This window comes from uncultured Parasphingopyxis sp., assembly GCF_937129435.1.
Taxonomy (GTDB): domain Bacteria; phylum Pseudomonadota; class Alphaproteobacteria; order Sphingomonadales; family Sphingomonadaceae; genus Parasphingopyxis.
In genome coordinates this window covers 1-18,638 of the sequence record NZ_CAKZNF010000088.1, presented here as the reverse complement: position 1 = coordinate 18,638, position 18,638 = coordinate 1, and the positions used below count along the sequence as shown (strand labels likewise).

Genomic DNA, 18,638 nt, shown 5'->3' with positions numbered 1-18,638 from the left:
TTAGCCCGAAGCGGCCTTGCGCGGACGTTCGGACTGCGATCCTCGATTGAGCCGCTCCATATCGAACGCGCGGGCGAACTCGATCCCGGTACGCTCGGCATTCGACCAGCGTACCTTGGCCCGGAACATCTGGTCTTCGAGGATTTCGATCATGATGTCGGTGTCGACCTCGGCATCTTTCAGGCCTTCGATCATCGCCCCGCCGGCCGAAATATTCTTGATGACGACGCGCTTGGTCTCGCCCGCATATTCGACATTGGACGAGCGCAGTACCTGCGTGCGCGGACCACGGCTGGCACGGTGGCCATTGGCCGTTGCCTTGCCGTGGCCAACCGACAGCTGCCGAATGACTTCCTCATGTCCCATCGGTTTGCCGTAAATATAACCCTGGATATGCGAACAGCCCAGATCGCGGATCAGCGCGATTTCGTCTTCATGCTCCACGCCCTCGGCCGTGGTTTCCATATAGAGGGTCTTCGCCAGGCTCACGATCGCTTTGATGATCGCCGCGTTGCGATTACCGGCGACGGCAGCGCCGCGGATGAAGCTCTGATCGATCTTGATCTTGTCGAACGGCGCAGTCTTCAAATAGCCGAGCGCCGAATAACCGGTGCCGAAATCGTCGAGCGCGAGCCTGACACCCAGCGCCTTGATCCGCTTGAACATCGCGTCGGTATCCGCGTCCTCGTCGAGGAAGATCGATTCGGTGATTTCCAGCTCCAACCGGCGCGACGGCAGGTCGCTATTGGCCAGCGCACTGGTGACGATCTTAGCCAATTCCGGATTGGCGAACTGAATCGGCGAGACATTGACCGCGACGCGGACATCTGCCGGCCATTGCTTGCAGTCGTGACAGGCCTGGCGGATGATCCACTCGCCCATCTGCTCGATCAGGCGGATGTCCTCGGCAACGGGAATGAAGTCTGCTGGCGAGATCGCGCCGCGACTGGGATGGTTCCAGCGGATCAGCGCTTCATAACCGACAATCCGCTCGTCCGCCGTGCTGACCTGCGGCTGATAGACAAGGTGCAGTTCGCCATTGGCGAGCGCGGTGCGAAGATCCTCTTCCAGCCGCTTCCTATTCTTTGCGCCTGAATGCATGTCGCGCTGATAGAAGCGATGCACGCCCCTGCCGTCGCCCTTGGCCGCATAAAGCGCGAGGTCAGCGTTGCGAGTCAGCTCCGACGCTGTCTTGCCGTGATCAGGCGATATGGCGATGCCGATCGAACAGCCGATGTTCAACGTGACGCCGTCGATCATATAAGGCTGCGACAGGGTAGAGATGATCACCTTGGCGAGATGCGTCAGATCGTCCGGCTTGTGGATATTGGGCAGGATCACCTGGAACTCGTCGCCGCCCATCCGGCCGACGCGTCCCTTGTCACCCACCGTACGGAACAGGCGCTGCGCCACCTGCTTTAGCAGCTCGTCGCCGACGGGGTGCCCCATCGTATCGTTGACGCTTTTGAACCGGTCCAGATCGAGCAGGAACAGTGCGACCGGCATCGTGCTGCCGCCCTTGTTGTCGCGCAAGGCCTCGTCGAGCGTGACGCGCATCTGCTGGCGGTTGAACAGCCCGGTCAACTCGTCGTAGCGCGCCAGGCGGTTGACCTCGTCCTGCGAGCGGCGCTTTTCGGTGAGATCGGTGCCGCTGCCGGTAAAGCCCCGGAATTGACCGATATCATCGATAATCGGGCGGCCGGAAATCGACCACCAGCGTTCTTCCTCGCCGAACGCGGCCTTGACGGAGATATCCGAGAAAGCGTTGCGCGTCGAAAGGTGAAAGCCGAGCGTGCGTTCGCCATCATCCGAACCGCCCTCGCCGGCGATCAACTGGGTGAACGGCTTTCCGATCAGTTCCGAGCCACGCTTGCCGAGCACATTGGCCAGCTTTTCGGAGATATAGACGAGATTGCCGCCACGATCGGTCTCCCAGAACCAGCCCGCGCCGTTTGCTTCGAACTCGGCAATCAGGCGGCTGGCCCGGCGGCTCTGGCTGTCTTCCTGTGCACGCCGGTCACTGAGAAGATTGTCGAACCGCGCCTGGGCGAGGCTCACAATCCACAGACAGGCGAACATCGAGACACCAAGGACCGCAAACACGCCATCTCCCGAGAAGAGCGATCCCACCGCCACCAGGCTTCCGACGAATGTCAGCGCGACCACATACATGGACAGCAGCGAGGCAAGAATGACGACGCCTGCAGCGGCCAGCGCGACAAGGCTCATCGTCACATATTCCGGGTTGTTCGATCCGGAAACGATCAGGCCGAGCGCTGCCATCGAAACGCCAAGTCCCACGGCGACAGGCAGCCCGATCTTCGTCTGGATGTCGGGTCGAAGGCGCCAGAAGCCTTTGGCCTTGAAACCGGCCCACAAGGTCACACCGATAATCAGGATTGCGCCGGCCGGTATGCTCGCGAGCGCCAGCATGTCGAGATCGCCCATCGCCACGAGCGGCGAGAAGATCAGCGCCATGGCGATCAAAAGCGAGTAGAAGGCGGCAGGCCAAAGCGCCGCTACCCGGCGCACGCGCGCCGTCTGCGATTCGGCATCGAACAAGTTTTCTGCGGGCGCCAGATTGAGACCGACAAGCCAACCGGCCCGCTCCTGATCCCCCTCACCCGTTCTGCGACGCAATTCCATACGCCGCTCTTATCGGCACTGCGGTAAGAAGTTGGCTTACGGTCATGGTTAACGCTGCGTTACCATTTCGGAATCGGCATGACTCCTGCCGGGTGCGTTAGCTTGCGCGGGTTCGACGCGACATCTAAGTGTCGCGAAACATTTGGATCGGTCCTGGAGAGAGGTGACAATGGCAAAAGTGGCAATCGTAACCGGCGGAACCCGCGGCATCGGCGAGGCGATCAGCTGCGCCCTGAAGGATATGGGGATGACCGTCGCCGCGAACTATGCCGGCAATGACGATAAGGCCAAGGCCTTTACCGACCGCACCGGCATCGCCGCCTATAAATGGGACGTCGGAGACTATGACGCGTGCCAGGACGGCTGCGCGAAGGTGTCCGAAGAGATCGGACCGGTCGACGTCCTCGTCAACAATGCCGGGATCACGCGCGATGGTACGCTCGCCCGGATGAGCTATGAGGACTGGCACGAGGTGATGCGCGTCAATCTTGGCGGTTGCTTCAACATGGCCAAGGCCTGCTTCCCGGGTATGAAGGAGCGTGGCTGGGGCCGCATCGTCAACATCGGCTCGATCAACGGCCAGGGCGGTCAATATGGTCAGGTCAATTACGCTGCCGCCAAATCGGGTATTCATGGATTCACCAAGGCATTGGCGCAGGAAGGCGCCAAGGCGGGGATCACGGTCAACGCGCTGGCACCCGGCTATATCGACACCGATATGGTCGCCGCCGTGCCGGAGCCCGTGCTCGAAAAGATCGTCGCAAAGATCCCCGTCGGGCGTCTGGGCCAGGCCGAAGAAATCGCGCGCGGCGTTGCCTTTCTCTGCAGCGATGAGGCAGGCTTCGTCACCGGGTCGACGATGTCGATCAACGGCGGCCAGCATATGTATTGAGCCGCAGCCGGGACCGGCGATGCCCTCCATCTACCATCCGCCGGTCAAGCGCAGCATCACCATTGCCGGCCATCAGACTTCGCTGACGCTGGAACCGTTATTCTGGTCGGCGATCGAACGGGCCGCGGCGGACGAAAAGCTTCCGCTGAGCGCGCTTGTCGCGCGAATCGACGCTGAACGGCTCGAATCCGACGATCCTCCCAATCTCGCAAGCGCGGTTCGGCTATGGCTTCATGCCCGGGCCGAAAATAAAAATGCTAATGATTCTTATTTGAGTTGACGATGCGAATGGCTCGCAATAGCAGGCCTTCCGAATACAGGAAGGTCACATCATGTCACGCAAGAATTCAACCGGGCTTCGCCCGGCCGCCGCCGGTTCCACCATCCTCATGGGCGCCCTGTCCGCTTCGCTGATCGGCGGCACGGCACATGCAGCCGAGGCCGCCGCGGCCAATGCGGCAACGCAGCTTGGCGACGAACGCCAGATCGTCGTCACCGGCCAGCGCCCGTCCGACGCGAACCCCAATGCCGACCCCGATGCGCCCTATCGCGTGCAGCGTTCGTCGAACGGACGCCTGACCGAAGAGGTCCGCGACACGCCGCGATCCGTGACGATCGTGCCGAAGGAAGTTCTCGAAGACATCGGCGCGCAGAGCTTCCGCGAAGCGGTGCGTTCCGTTCCGGGCGTCACGCTTGGTACCGGAGAGGGCGGCAATGCATTCGGCGACCGCATCTTCATCCGCGGCTTCGAAGCGCGCAACGACGTCTATATCGATGGGATGCGCGATCCCGGCGTTTCGAGCCGCGAGATCTTCGCCGTCGAGCAGATCGAGATCGTGCGAGGGCCCTCTTCCTTCCTCGGCGGCCGCGGCACCACCGGCGGCGCGGTGAGCCTCGAATCGAAGACCCCGCTCGACAGCGATTTCATCATCGGCGAAGGCTCGATCGGCACCGAGAACATGTATCGCGGCACACTCGACATCAACCAGAATATCGGTGACGACTTCGCGTTCCGGTTGAACGGTCTCTACCACAATGCCGATACGCCCGGGCGCGACTATGTGTTCAGCGAACGGTACGGCATCGCGGGCGCGCTCGTCTGGGAGCCGGCACCCGGCTTCACCCTCGCTGCCGACTATTACCATTTCCGTCTCGACGGCATGAGCGACTACGGCCAGCCCTTCGACACCGACACGCAGGAGCCGTTCGACGTCGACGGCGACAATTTCTACGGCGTTGTCGGCCGTGATTTCCTGGAAAACGGATCGGACATCGGCACCGTTACGCTTCGTTATTCGGAAGAAGACCTTGTCGAGGTCCGATCGATGTTCCGTTACGGCGAAGTCTACAATCGTTATATCGTCAGCGCCCCGCGCGCGCCTTGCCGCTTTGCGCTCAACGCCGATGGGAGTTGCTCCAATGCCGGGCCGGAGCTGCCGCTCGATCAGTGGACCGTCGCCGTGGGTTCGCCGCAGCGCAATGCGACGACGCGCTACTACGCCAACATCACCGATGCGACTTTCCGATTCGATACGGGCGGCATCGGCCATACGCTGGTCACCGGGTTCGAATATTCGAACGAGCGGATCTCCAACCGGCGCTACGCCATCCCCGACTTCGTTGAGGACGGCGGCGGCAATCAGATCAACACGCCGACCAGCTTCGTGCGAAACCTGCTCGACCCGAATCCGGTGCTCGGCTTCGATATTCCGGTCAGCCTGGATCCCACACCACCGACCGTGACCGAGGTCGACGCGATGGGCGTCTACCTGATCGACACGATCAAGTTCTCGCCTCAGTTCGAAGCCTTGCTCGGCATTCGCTTCGACACATATGATATCGACCAGTTCCAGCCGGCCCGCATTTTCCGGGGCCAGCCGCTCCCCGCCAGCCAGATCGGCAACGGCGCCGAATTCGTCAACTATCAGGCAGCGCTCGTCTACAAGCCTGTCGAACCGCTGACGATCTATGGCTCGTTCAGCACCTCGTCCAATCCAAGCGGCGAGCAGCTGGACGCGACGAACGACGTCTATGGCGGCCTTCAGACCGGTACCGATGCGCTCCAACCCGAGCGCAACACCGCTTTCGAGATCGGCGTGAAATACGAACCGAACGACAACCTGCTGCTGACGGCGGCCATGTTCCACATCACCAAGGACAATGCCCGCGAACAGACGGCGCCGGGCGTCTTCGCCCTGGTTGGCGAGCAGCGCTCGCAGGGCATCGAACTCAGCGCGGCAGGCAATCCTCTCCCCGGTGTCTCGGTCTTCGCAGGCTATGCGTTCGTCGATGCCGAGATCACCGACAGCGCCGACCCCACCGTGATCGGCAGCCGCTTCGCCAACATCCCGCGTCATTCGGGCAATATTCTGGTCACGTTCGAGCCGTTCCCCGGCTTCCAGATTGGCGGACAGGTCTATGCTCAGTCGCGAATCTTTGGCGGAACGCTGGGCGCCGGCACACCGAGCGTGGACGGCTATGTCCGCCTCGACGCTGTCGCCCGCTACCGTCTGAGCGAACAGGCCGAGCTGCGTCTCAACGTGCTCAACCTCACCGACGAGCGCTATTATGACGCGATCTATCGCTCCGGTGCGCCCTTCGCCTATGTGGCGCCGGGACGCTCCGCCTTCCTGACATTGACCGCGGGGTTCTAGAGCAACGCTACCCGGCCTGTTAGGACGAGGCTCATGCTGACCGTGATTCCCTCTGTCCTGCCGCGCGAAGAGGCGCTCGCACTGCGCGAGCACCTCCTCGCGGCGGAATGGGTCGACGGCAATGTCACGAGTGGTGGGGGCGCGGCGCTCGCCAAGCGGAACCGCCAGCTCCCCGAAGACGGCGAGGCGGCGGCGCATGGACGTTCGGTGGTGAGCCGCGCGCTCGGTGCCAATGCGCAATTCCTCTCCGCCGCCCTGCCCCGCCGCATCTTCCCGCCATTGTTCAACCGCTATGGCGAGGCGGAACGGTTCGGCACGCATGTGGACAATGCGATTCGCGTCGACAGTGCCAGCGGCGAGCGGATTCGCACCGACCTGTCGGCCACGCTCTTCCTCAGCGATCCTGACGACTATGACGGCGGCGAACTCGTCATCGAGGACGAATATGGCGGCCGTGAGCACAAGCTCGCCGCCGGTTCGATGCTGCTCTACCCTTCATCGAGCCTGCACCGCGTGACCGAAGTGACGCGCGGCGAACGCGTCAGCTGTTTCCTCTGGCTCGAATCGATGGTGCGCGACGATGGCGAGCGGACATTGCTCTACGATCTCGACCAATCGGTGCAGCGGCTAGGCTCCGAACGCGGCTTCGACGACAGCGAAGTGCTCCGCCTGACGCAGCTCTATCACAATCTGATGCGACGCTGGGCCGACGCCTAGCCGTCTCTTCCCAGCAGCACGCGCGCCTGGGCGCCGATCTGGGCGAGCATCGCGGCACTGGGTGCCGGTTCGAGCCGTGCCCGCGCAACAAGATCGGTGAACTGGTCGACCCGCGCCTTGTTCAGCTTCAGCCAGGTCTCGACATCGGCGATCGGATCGCGAGTGTTCGTTCGCGCAAGGAACTGAAGCCGCAACTGTTCGAAATCGCGGCTGAGATTGGCGGCGAGCAGCCGTTCCCACGGGTCGCTCGACCCGAAGCGCAGCGCCGTCGCGTTCGCCCAGTCGAGACCCAGAGCCTCGCCAAGCTTCGTATAGGCGCGGGCGACATCGAGTTCGCCGACGCCGAGACGATCGGCCAGATCGGACGTCGTCACTGCCCCCTTCATCTCCGCGAGCCTTATGATCCGGTCCACGAGCCCGGGATCGACCTCGATATCGGCAACCTTCTGCCGCATCGATTCGGAGAAGGATTTCGATTCCTCCTTCATCAACTCGTCGAGTGCGGTATTGAGGCGGTCGACGCCCGGGCCCAATCGCGCGGCAAGGCCGCTGGGTTCGTCGTTTTCGCCGCTGACACGGATAATATCGGCCATCGCGAAACGCAGATTGTCCTGCGCCATGGTGAACAGCCGCAAGCGTTCGACCTCGCCGATCTCCGCCTGCTCAAGCTGGGTCCAAAGCGATTCCAGATCGAACAGCTTCTCGGCGGTAAAATAGGCCGTCGCAACACGGGACAGGCCGACGCCTTCTTCCTCGCTGAGTTCGAACGGCATGACGAAGCCGAGTCGGTTGACGACACGGTTGGCGATCTTGGTCGCGATGATCTCGCGCCGCAGCCGGTGATTGCCGATTGCCTCGCCGAACTGCTCGCGCATCGCCGGCGGGAACGCCTCGTAAAGCAACGGTTCGAGCAATTCGTCGTCGGGCAGGGTGGTGGACTCGACGGCATCCTGCAGCGTCAGCTTGCTGTGTGCGAGCAGGACCGAAAGCTCCGGCCGTGTCAGGCCACGATTGTCGTTGCGGCGGCGGAGCAGTTCCTCGTTTGCACCCAGCCCTTCGACCTGCCGATCGATCCGGTCGCCATTTTCGAGGATCTCGATTACACGCACCTGGCTGGGCAGCCCCTTCGCCCCGTCCCGTTCCGCCAGCGACAGCGCGAGCGTCTGCAACCGGTTGTCCTCGAGGACGAGCGCGGCCACGTCTTCGGTCATCGATATGAGCAATTCGTTCCGCGCCTCGAACTCGAGACGGCCCTCGTTCATCTCGCGGTTGAGCGGGATCTTGATGTTGACCTCATTGTCCGAACAATCGACGCCGGCGCTATTGTCGATGAAATCGGTATTGAGGCGGCCGCCCTGTGCGGCATATTCGATGCGCCCGGCCTGGGTCAGGCCGAGATTGGCGCCCTCGCCGATCGCCTTGGCATGAACGTCCCGGCCGTTGACACGGACCTTGTCGTTCGCCGGATCGCCGACCTCGATATGCGCCTCGGTCGCCGACTTGATATAGGTACCGATACCGCCGAACCACAGCAGGTCGACCGGCGATTTGAGGATCGCCGAGATCAACTCCGACGGGCGCACCGTATCTTCGGCAATACCCAGCAGCGCCTGAATCTCCGGCGTCAATGTCAGTTCCTTCGAACTGCGGGAGAAGACCGCGCCGCCCTTGGAGATCAGTTTCTCGTCATAGTCCTGCCAGGACGAACGCGGGAGCTCGAACAGCCTCTGGCGTTCCTCCCAGCTCGTCGCCGGGTCGGGATCGGGGTCGATGAAAATGTCGCGATGGTCGAAGGCGGCAACGACCTTGAGTGTCTTGGAGAGCAGCATCCCGTTGCCGAACACATCGCCCGACATGTCGCCGCAGCCGGCGACCGTGATCGGGTCGGTCTGCACGTCAATGCCCATCTCAAGGAAATGCCGCTGGACCGAAACCCAGGCGCCGCGCGCCGTGATTCCCATCGCCTTATGGTCATAGCCATAGCCGCCGCCGCTGGCGAAGGCGTCGCCCAGCCAGAAATTCCGGTCCAGCGCGATCGCATTGGCGACGTCAGAGAAGCTCGCCGTGCCCTTGTCGGCGGCGACGACGAAATAGGGATCGTCGTCGTCGCGGATGACGACGCTCTCGGGATGGACGACCTCGTTCTCGACAAGATTGTCGGTCACCGAAAGCAGCGTACGGATGAAGATGCGGTAGCTTTCGGTCCCTTCGGCGATCCAGGCGTCGCGATCTTCGGCCGGGCTGGGAAGCTGTTTGGGGTAGAAGCCGCCCTTCGCGCCCGTCGGCACGATGACGGCATTCTTGACGAGCTGCGCCTTCATCAGTCCCAATATCTCGGTGCGGAAATCGTCGCGCCGGTCCGACCAGCGCAGGCCGCCGCGCGCTACCGGCCCACCGCGCAGATGAATGCCTTCGACGCGCGGGCTGTAGACCCAGATTTCGCGCCACGGCACGGGCGCCGGCAGGCCGGGAATTTGCCCGCTCTCCAGCTTGAACGCGAGCGCCTCGTTACCGGCGGGTGCGAAAGCGTTGGTGCGAAGGCATGCCTCGACCACAGAACGCAAGGCGCGGATGATCGTGTCGTCGTCGATCGCCGCCACATTGACGAGCCCCCGTTCGATCACGTTGCGCGCGTCGGACACCGCCGCGTCGCGATCGCCTTCGAAGGCGGGATTGTGGAGCGCGTCGAAAAGGCTACCGATCGCGCGGCAGATCGCCGGTTCTTCACGCAGCGTCTCGACGACGGTCAGCAAGCCGTAGCTCAGGCCGGTCTGGCGCAAATAGCGGAACCAGGCCCGGAACAGCGTGACGTCGCGGGGATCGAGGCCCACGCCGATAATGAGCTGGTTGAAGGCATCATTCTCCGCGCGCCCTTCGAGCACGGCGGAAATGGCGCGCTCCTTGACCTGCGCGCGCTCGAGCAGGCCCGAAAGGTCCGCCTCGCCGTCGATTTCCAGCAGGAAATCATGAATATAGCCGAGCTTGCCGTCTTCGAGCGGCGTCGGAATTTCCTCCAGCACGCGAAAGCCGAAATTCTCCAGCACCGGGACCGCATCGGACAGCGAGATCGAAGCGCGCAGCCGATACAGCTTGAGCCGCAGCCGGTTCTCCGGATCGCCGTCGAGGCGATAAAGCCGCGCCCCCCTCTGCCTGTCACTCAGATTGCTGAGCCGCAGCACATCCTTGGCCGCTTCTTCCGCGCCATATTCCGCGCGATAGCCATTGGGAAACGCTGCCGCATAGGTGAGCGTCAATCGCGCGGCGCGAGCCGAACCCACCCGCTCGGCAAGTTCGGCCTCGACGCCCGGTTCCCAGCCACGCACCATCTGCTCGATCTCGCCATCGAGCGCTTCTTCATCGATGTCGGGCACCTTGCCGTTGATATCGATCGTGTAGCGGATCGAGGCAAGATCGCCATCGCCGAGATCGATCGACCAGTTGGAGATGATCGCGCCCGCTGCCTCTTCGAGCAGATGGCCGATCCGCGTCCGCATCGCCGTCGAAACCTCGTCGCGCGGCATCCAGACGAACGCGAAGAGATGGCGGCCGAGCATCCCGTTCACGAGAAGGAGCTTGGGCCGCGGGCGATCGGCCAGCGACATCGCCGTCAGCGATGCGCGTTCCAGATCGTCGGCCCCGAAGGCCATCAGGATATCGTGAGGCAGCCGCGAAAGGGCATGCTGCAGCGCCTTGCCGGCATGGCTGCGCGGATCGAAACCGAGCTTCGCCTCCAGGTCCTTCAGGCGTTTCCTGAGGATCGGCACCTCTTCGACCGGGGCATGCAGGGCCGCGCTTGTCCAGAGCCCGGCATGAACCGAAAGCGCAACGACCTTCTCGCCCTCGCGGATCGGCGCGATGACGAGATCGAGCGGCACGCGGCGATGGACGGTCGAAAGCCGGTCCGCCTTGGCCAGCAACGGCCCGCTGCCGCCATTTTCGAAATGTGCGAAGGCCGCTTCGCTGGTCGGTTCGCGCCAGCAGGGCGGGCCGTCATTGCGGAACGCGCCGAGCACATCGCGAGGCGCTTCGCCCGCATATTGGACGAAATGGCCCACTTGGGTGAAGTGATGATCGGCAAACCATTCGAGCAGCGCCTTGCCCTCTTCGGGCCGGACGCGCCCGGCATCCTCGCGCATCCGCTTCTGCAATTCCGGCCAGTCCTTCACCGCCGCATGGACGTCGGCAAGGACGCGATGGATGTCGCTGAGCAGCGCGCGACGCGTGCGTGCATCGGCACGGTCGGCTTCGAGATAGACGACCGATTCCTTCGGGCCGTCACATTCGCCGCCGAAATTCTGGAGCACACCATTTCCGTCTCGCGCTACCGCGATGATCGGATGGAGCAGCCTGATCACGCTGAGATTATGCGCGTGGACCGCAGCCGCCACCGAATCGACGAGGAACGGCATGTCGTCATTGATGACGGCGAGCCGCAAGAAGCGCCGGCCATTGTCCTGCGTTACGGATTCGAGGCGGACATTGGCTTCGCCTGCCTGGCGTTTCTCCAGCGCCGCAGCGACGAAACGCGCCGCCGCATCGAGTTCGCTACCGTCAAGATCTTCCGCTTCGCCGGGCAAGGCACCCGTCGTGAGCGCATCACCTATCGCGGCAATTTGAGTCGCGGCGAAAGCGTCGGAAACACCGTCGTTCATAGCGCGCCGCTATGCTCCTAGCAGCGCCGCATCTCAACCCCGTTGGAATATTATTTCGCGGCGATCAGGCTGCTACAATTTGGCGGCAAGGCTGCGAATAGCTTTGTCGGTCAACCGTTTGTCGTGCGGAACCGCCCCGACCACGGCAAATCGCCCGTTCGGAATACGCCGTGCCATCAATAGCGCAAATTCCTCGGTCCCTTCCGTCTCGTCCTCAAGCGTCACGAAATCGTGAATCCGCGCTTCGCGGAGCGCCGCACGGGCTTCTTCGAGCTTGTCCAGCTTGGCCTCGGGCCTCCGAAGCGCCCGTTCCTCGGCAACGATCGCCTTGAGCCCGCCATCGCGCTCGGCGAGATAGTCGGCGAAGGTCCGGGCCGGAACCGCCTCACGCTTGGCATGAGTCAGCGCCGTGGCGAATTCGGTCAGGCGGGTCTTGTCGTAATCCGCCCCAAAGACGAGCTTCACGAGCGGCGTCATCGGCGCGCGATCCTGTTGCTTGATCCCGGCATCGTCGAGCAGCTCGGCGTAGAGTTCGGGTTCGTTTTCCGAAGCGAGAGCAAATTCATAGGCACGGCCCAGCGCGGAATAGAGCGCGCTGCGGCTGCGTTGATTGGCCTGCTTTGCGACCTCGGCGCTTTCGCGTGCGACGACGAGAAAATCGGCGAGCGTTTCGGGCTCGGCGCTTTCCGGCACGGCCGCGGCGAGGTTTGCGACGTCCGCGCCGGCCGTTTCCGCCGGGGCAAGCGCCTGAACTTTCTTTCCGCGTTCGCCGCTCGGGCCATCGGCCCATATCGGCGAGGCCGCCGCGGGCGGACGTTGCTCGACGCGATCGCGTTCCAGCGCATGTGCGATCGACGCGGCCTGCTCGCTGTCCGCAGCCTCTTTCCAGTTGATGACACCGTAGATGAAATCGATCGCATCGTCGTCCGACGAGAACGGCATCAATATACCGCGATACAGCATGCTACGGTCGTCATCGGTGACGAATTCGGCTTCAAAGCCGACCGGCGCCTGGTTCGCGATGATCTGCATATAGTGATCGGTCAGCCGCGAAAGCAGCGATCGGCTGGGCACGTCGTTGACGCTTTCGATATGGTCTTCGATTCCGCATTCGGCGCGCAGCGCCTTGCCGAGCCAGGCGATCTGCGGATCGGAAACGCCGCCCGTGAAATCCAGGAGCACGCTGTTCGGCCCGAAATCCTCGATCGATTCGGGATCGAGATCCTCGATCGCCGGATAGGCGCGATCATGCAGCAGCGACGTCCAGTAATTATAGGCGCGCACATGCATGCGGCGCTCGTCCGTGCCGATCTCGGGCGGCGCCTCGACGCCTGCATCGACATCGTCATATTCCGCCCGTGCGTCCGGCTCTATCGCGCTCGAATTATCCATGTCTTGCCGCCCCTTGGCAGTTCGTGTCCGATGAACTCCCGGGCGTTATGCGCGCGCCATGGTTTACGAAGCGTAAAGATTAACGTCGAGATCACCATCCCGCACCGCCGACGCTTGTCTTGCCGGAAACGGACTGGTAAAGGCGCGGCGCCTTCAGGCAGGCCGCTTTAGCTCAGTTGGTAGAGCATCGCATTCGTAATGCGGGGGTCGCGTGTTCGAGTCACGCAAGCGGCACCATCGCCTGAATTACGCCAGCAGCAAGCCGAAAGGCTCTTTCAACCCGCTTTCGCCGTTTTCCGCCATTCGGTTAGTGCGAACTCGGTGTAGCCATTGGGGGTCGTCGTGCCGTCAAAGATAAGCGCGCGTGCGGCCGCGAAGGCCGGACCGTCGAAACCGGGGGCCATCGGCGCATAGGCGGGATCGCCAGCGTTCTGCCGATCCACGACTTCGGCCATGCGTTCTAGCGCCGCATTGACCTCGGCTTCCGTCACCACGCCGTGGCGCAGCCAGTTGGCGATATGCTGCGAGGAAATACGCAGCGTCGCCCGGTCTTCCATCAGGCCGACATCGTGGATGTCCGGCACCTTCGAACAACCGACGCCATGGTCGACCCAGCGCACGACATAGCCGAGAATTCCCTGGCAATTATTGTCGAGCTCCTCGCGAATCTCACTTTCCGAATAATTGCGGCCATCGGCGAAGGGCGGCTGGAGCAGAGCGTCGAGCCGTCCGGTCACGGGATCGGCTTCCATCTCCTCCTGCAGCGCGAGCACGTCGACCATGTGATAGTGCATGGCATGGAGCGTCGCGGCCGTCGGCGAAGGAACCCAGGCGGTCATCGCGCCGGCCTTGAGATGGCCGATCTTCTGTTCGACCATTTCGGCCATCCTGTCTGGAGCGGCCCACATGCCCTTGCCGATCTGCGCCTTGCCGCGGAAACCGGCGGCCAGCCCGATGCCGACATTGCGCGCTTCATAGGCCTCGATCCAGCCCTGTTGTTTGATCTCGTCCTTGCGAAGCATGCGGCCGCCTTCCATCGCGGTGTGGATTTCATCGCCCGTGCGATCGAGAAAGCCGGTGTTGATGAAGACGATCCGGTCCTTCACCGCGTGGATGCAGGCGGCAAGGTTCGCGCTCGTCCGCCGTTCCTCGTCCATGACGCCGATCTTGAGCGTGTGGCGGTCGAGGCCGAGCATGTCCTCGACACGGTCGAACAGTTCGCCGGCAAAGGCGACCTCTTCGGGTCCGTGCAGCTTCGGCTTGACGATGTACACCGACCCGGCGCGCGAATTGCGCAGCGGCCCCAGCCCTTTGAGATCGTGAATCGCGCACAGCGCCGTAATCGCGGCATCGATCAGCGTTTCCGGAACCTCTTCACCGTCCAGGGTTATGACATCGGTGTAGAGATGATGGCCGACATTGCGCACGAGCAGCGCCGAGCGGCCGTGCAGCGTCAACTCGCTACCGTCCGGCGCCGTGTATGTCCGGTCGGGCTCGAGCGAGCGCTCGACCGTGTCGCCGCCTTTCGCAAAACGGGCCGAAAGCGTTCCCTTCATCAGCCCGAGCCAATTGCGATAGACGAGCGTCTTGTCCTCGGCATCGACGGCCGCGACCGAATCCTCGCAATCGATGATGCTCGATATGGCCGCCTCAAGAATGACATCCGCCACTCCGGCCGGATCGTCCCTGCCGATCCGGTGATCGCGGTCGATCACGACCTCGATATGCAGCGCGTTGTGACCGAACAATATGGCGTCAGGCGCTTCGGGCGCACCGCGATAACCGACAAAGGCCTGCGGGGCGGCGAGCCCTGTCCGGCCGCCGGCCGTTTCGATCTCCAGCGCGCCGTCCACGACCCGATAGGCGACCGCATCGGAATGGCTGCCCTGCGCGAGCGGGACGGCGCGGTCGAGCAGGTCGCGCGCATAGGCAATGACCTTGGCGCCGCGCGTCGGATCGTAACCGGAACCTTCGGTGTCCCCTTCGATCACGTCCGTGCCATAAAGCGCATCGTAGAGACTGCCCCAGCGCGCATTCGCGGCGTTCAGCGCATAGCGGGCATTGGTGACCGGCACGACGAGTTGAGGCCCGGGTTGCACCGAAAGTTCGGGGTCGACGTTTTTCGTCGTAATCGCAAAGTCGCCCGGTTCCGGGACGAGATAGCCGATGTCTTTGAGAAATGCCCGATGTGCCGTGACATCGAAGGCGGTATCGCCATGTTCGCCGAACCATCTGTCGAGCTTCGCCTGCAAATCGTCGCGCTTGTCGAGCAGAGCGCGATTGCGCGGGGCGAAGTCGGCAATCAGTTCGGCCAAGCCGTCCCAGAAGCGATCCGCATCGATCCCCGTCCCAGGCAGTGCCTCATCCGTGACAAATGTGGCGAGTTCGTCGGCAATGGTTAGACCCGAACGTTGCATGGGAAATCTCCAAGAGCTGTTTGCTTGCGCCGGATTCGGCCTCGGTCGTTTGTTGAGGCGCCATTGCTGCAATTTGGCATATCGTCAATCGCCGCATTGGTCCGTTCGACGGTGTGCCCGGCAAATCGGGTCCAATGAGTTTTTAGCGCAACTTTGCGCCGGATTGAGCGCAACGAAAGGGCAGTCGAACGCAACGATCGGGACTCGCATCGAAATTATAGTACAATTGTGCTTTGCGTCACACAGCGGTCATTTCGCTTTGGTTTAGCGAACGACCACACCGGGGACATGCCCATACCATCGAATCGGATCGATTGGATTTCAAAGGGAATATTTCGATCGTTGTTGCACTGCGGTATGAACATGGTAGGGCAGCCTCGGGTTTCAGAGCCGGAGAAGTTTGAATGAAGGTTTTTGTGCTTGGCGGAGACGGATTTTGCGGCTGGCCGACCAGCCTCTATCTCTCGCGCCGCGATTATGACGTCACGATCATCGACAATCTTTCGCGCCGCAAGATCGACATCGAACTCGGCGTCGACTCACTCACGCCGATCGCGCCGATCGACCAGCGGCTCGCCGCGTGGAAGGAAGTCAGCGGCAAGGAGATCAAGTTCCACGATTTCGACATCTCGGAAAACTATCATCGGCTGCTGAGCCTGCTGGAAGAGGAAGATCCCGACGTGATCATCCACTTCGCCGAACAGCGCGCGGCGCCCTATTCGATGAAGTCGAGCTTCCACAAGCGCTACACCGTCGACAACAATCTCAATGCGACGAACAACCTGCTCGCCGCCGTTGTCGAATCGAAGTGCAACGCGCACGTCGTCCACCTCGGCACCATGGGCGTCTACGGGTACGGCACCGCAGGGATGAAGATCCCCGAAGGCTATCTGAAGGTGAAGATCGGCACCGATCACGGCGATGTCGAGCAGGAGATCCTCTATCCGGTGAACCCAGGTTCGATCTACCACCTCACCAAGACGCAGGATCAGCTGTTCTTCGCCTATTACAACAAGAATGACGGCATCCGCGTAACCGACCTCCATCAGGGCATCGTCTGGGGCACCCAGACCGAAGAAACGAAGATGGATCCGCGGCTGATCAACCGGTTCGATTATGACGGCGACTATGGAACGGTCCTCAACCGCTTCGTAATGCAGGCGGCGCTCGATTATCCGATGACCGTGCACGGCACCGGCGGCCAGACGCGCGCTTTCATCCATATCCAGGACACCTGTCGCTGCATCGAACTGGCGATCACCAACCCGCCGCAAAAGGGCGAGCGCGTGAACATCCTCAACCAGATGACCGAAACGCACCGCGTCCGCGATCTCGCCAAGATGATCGCCGACAAGACCGGCGGCAAGATCGACTATGTCGACAATCCGCGCAACGAGGACGACGAGAACGAGCTGCACGTGTCCAACGACCGGTTCCTCGGCCTCGGCCTCGATCCGATCACGCTGGAAAGCGGGCTGCTCGACGAGATCAAGGAAATTGCGGAGAAATATTCGGATCGCTGCGACCGATCGAAAATTCCCTGCGTTTCGACCTGGAACTAGGGAGCGGGAAACACGGGATATGACTCTCGGCACGAACAAGACCCAAGAACTGCGCCGCAAGGCGGCAAAGCTGAACGAACAGTTCGCCGGTCTCAACGCGCGTCAGATACTGTCCCGGGTGATCAACGGCGGTGTCGCGGGCCGCGCCGCCGTTCTCTCCTCCTTCGGCGCCGAAGCGGCAGTGCTGCTGAAGCTTGTGGCCGAAAAGAACCCGGCCACGCCGGTCGTTTTTCTCGATACGCGCAAGCATTTTCCTGAAACGCTGGCCTATGTCGAAAACCTGACCGACGCGCTGGGATTGACGACCCTGGTTCGCGCCCGACCGAGCTACGGCCAGCTCGCGGTGTCGGATCCCGATGGCAACCGCCATGCGACCGACCCGGACCGGTGTTGCTATGCCCGCAAGACACTGCCGATGATTTCGACACTGCGTAATTTCGATTGCGTGCTGACCGGGCGTAAACGCCATCAAACCGATGATCGCGCGCAAATGGATGTCGTCGAAGTCCAGGAAAGCTGGCTCAGCATAAATCCGCTGGCGGATTGGTCGCTTGACGAAGTGCGAGCCTATGCGCGTGAAATGGCGCTGCCCGCCCATCCCTTGGTCTCACAGGGCTTTCAGTCGATCGGTTGCCAGCCATGCACGCAACCGAGCGAGGATTACCGGGCCGGGCGCTGGGCCGGTTCGGACAAGACCGAGTGCGGTATCCATATCACCAAAGACGGAAAGGTGCGCCGCATCGGCGCCAATACCAACGGCTGATCAACAAGGCGTTTTCCGGCTACGCGTTCGCGTTTAGCCAGGCCCGCCTGGGCTAGAAGCCCAGGAAATTCATCATACGCTTGCCAATACCTTTCGGTTCAGCAGCTGACTCAGGTTCGTGATCGCTATGGCCGTTGCTGTCGTTCGCAGCGACCATCGTGGCGGAAGATGTTTCGCCATTCGCTTTCCCGGTATCGGCCTGCCGCGCTTTGCGCCCGGCTTTCTCCGCACGAACTTCCCTCACCCTTTGTATCATGTCGTCGAAATCGCTATCCCAGTAGATCGGGCGATGGGAACTGAGATAGTAGACGCCATCATCGAGCTTCTGGATCGCGACACCAGCCGCTCTCAGCTGCTCGGCTTCCAATTCGATGCGCAAATGCGTTCTCGCTTGTGCCTCGACATATTCGAGCACATCGAATTCCATGATCGACAGGCCGCCATGGCTGTCGAAAGCGTCATCGGAGCGGATAATGTCGCGATTGACGAACACGCGTAGCTGGCCCTTGTGCCGAACGGCGACGCGCAGTCGCCCTTGCGCCTTGTCGAAACCGAGGAACATCGCATGCGCGTGCTGAACCTTGTCGTCGTGGCGGCCTTTCTTGTCGACATTGGTCAACCATGCGATTTTGTCGTCCTTGCGATGGGCGTTGGCCATGATCATCGGCCCGACCTTCCGCGCCTTGCCCCGGCCGCCCTGCCCCGGCTCCATCAGCAGCAACTTGCGCGCCGTCAGATTGACACCATCCAGAATAGGCTTGCGAACAAGATAGCCGCAATTCGGGTTCTCGCCGACGATCGTCTCATAGGCGCCGTGGAAGGTGAACAGCGGCTCGGGAATCACGAATAGCTCGCGATTGGAGGCGACGGCGCGGCTCACAAATTCATGGACGGTGCCCGATTGCACGCGATAGTCTTCAAACGCGCCGACAGCGTTGAAGGC

Annotated in this window: 11 protein-coding genes and 1 tRNA gene; 7 read left to right on the top strand and 5 right to left on the bottom strand. The window is 62.2% G+C overall.

Features of this window, described 5'->3' with window-relative positions; genetic code table 11:
- On the bottom strand, positions 1–2,646 hold the full coding sequence (locus Q0139_RS13805) for an EAL domain-containing protein (RefSeq protein WP_298023197.1): 2,646 nt from the start codon (positions 2,644–2,646) through the stop codon (positions 1–3).
- 169 nt (positions 2,647–2,815) lie between these two features.
- Between Q0139_RS13805 and phbB the strand changes: the two genes are divergently transcribed.
- Genes phbB through Q0139_RS13785 form a run of 4 tightly spaced genes read left to right on the top strand, consistent with a single transcriptional unit; the run spans position 2,816 to position 6,909 of the window.
- Entirely contained in the window at positions 2,816–3,538 is a 723-nt protein-coding gene (phbB, locus tag Q0139_RS13800; protein WP_298023194.1) for an acetoacetyl-CoA reductase, read from the top strand.
- A 19-nt stretch (positions 3,539–3,557) separates the two neighbouring features.
- The gene (locus Q0139_RS13795) at positions 3,558–3,818 is read left to right on the top strand and encodes a ribbon-helix-helix domain-containing protein (protein ID WP_298023191.1); all 261 of its coding nucleotides are present in this window, start codon (positions 3,558–3,560) and stop codon (positions 3,816–3,818) included.
- Between the two features lie 52 nt (positions 3,819–3,870).
- Positions 3,871–6,192 carry a TonB-dependent siderophore receptor gene (locus Q0139_RS13790; RefSeq protein ID WP_298023188.1) on the top strand — a complete coding sequence of 774 codons (2,322 nt, stop codon included), beginning with the start codon at positions 3,871–3,873 and terminating at the stop codon, positions 6,190–6,192.
- Positions 6,193–6,225: 33 nt separating this feature from the next.
- On the top strand, positions 6,226–6,909 hold the full coding sequence (locus Q0139_RS13785; RefSeq protein ID WP_298023185.1) for a Fe2+-dependent dioxygenase: 684 nt from the start codon (positions 6,226–6,228) through the stop codon (positions 6,907–6,909).
- On the opposite strand, the gene Q0139_RS13780 is transcribed toward Q0139_RS13785, so the two are convergent.
- Together Q0139_RS13780 and Q0139_RS13775 are read right to left on the bottom strand one after the other, a co-directional pair.
- Positions 6,906–11,561, bottom strand: coding sequence for an NAD-glutamate dehydrogenase domain-containing protein (locus Q0139_RS13780; protein WP_298023182.1), 4,656 nt, complete (start codon positions 11,559–11,561; stop codon positions 6,906–6,908). The two genes, Q0139_RS13785 and Q0139_RS13780, sit on opposite strands and share 4 nt — an antisense overlap.
- A 72-nt stretch (positions 11,562–11,633) precedes the next feature.
- Positions 11,634–12,953, bottom strand: coding sequence for a hypothetical protein (locus Q0139_RS13775; RefSeq protein WP_298023179.1), 1,320 nt, complete (start codon positions 12,951–12,953; stop codon positions 11,634–11,636).
- Positions 12,954–13,114: 161 nt separating this feature from the next.
- On the opposite strand from Q0139_RS13775, the gene Q0139_RS13770 reads away from it, so the two are divergent.
- Positions 13,115–13,190 (top strand) — tRNA-Thr (locus Q0139_RS13770).
- Positions 13,191–13,228: 38 nt separating this feature from the next.
- Here Q0139_RS13770 and Q0139_RS13765 read toward each other — a convergent pair.
- Positions 13,229–15,370, bottom strand: a complete 2,142-nt coding sequence (locus Q0139_RS13765) for a malate synthase G (protein ID WP_298023176.1) — start codon at positions 15,368–15,370, stop codon at positions 13,229–13,231.
- A 404-nt stretch (positions 15,371–15,774) separates the two neighbouring features.
- Between Q0139_RS13765 and Q0139_RS13760 the strand changes: the two genes are divergently transcribed.
- Complete coding sequence (locus Q0139_RS13760) at positions 15,775–16,932, top strand: NAD-dependent epimerase/dehydratase family protein (protein WP_298023173.1); 1,158 nt, start codon at positions 15,775–15,777, stop codon at positions 16,930–16,932.
- A 19-nt stretch (positions 16,933–16,951) separates the two neighbouring features.
- Positions 16,952–17,695, top strand: coding sequence for a phosphoadenylyl-sulfate reductase (locus tag Q0139_RS13755; protein ID WP_298023170.1), 744 nt, complete (start codon positions 16,952–16,954; stop codon positions 17,693–17,695).
- A 52-nt stretch (positions 17,696–17,747) separates the two neighbouring features.
- Here the strand turns inward: Q0139_RS13755 and Q0139_RS13750 are convergent.
- On the bottom strand, positions 17,748–18,638 hold an 891-nt coding region (locus Q0139_RS13750), incomplete at its 5' end, for a hypothetical protein (RefSeq protein ID WP_298023167.1).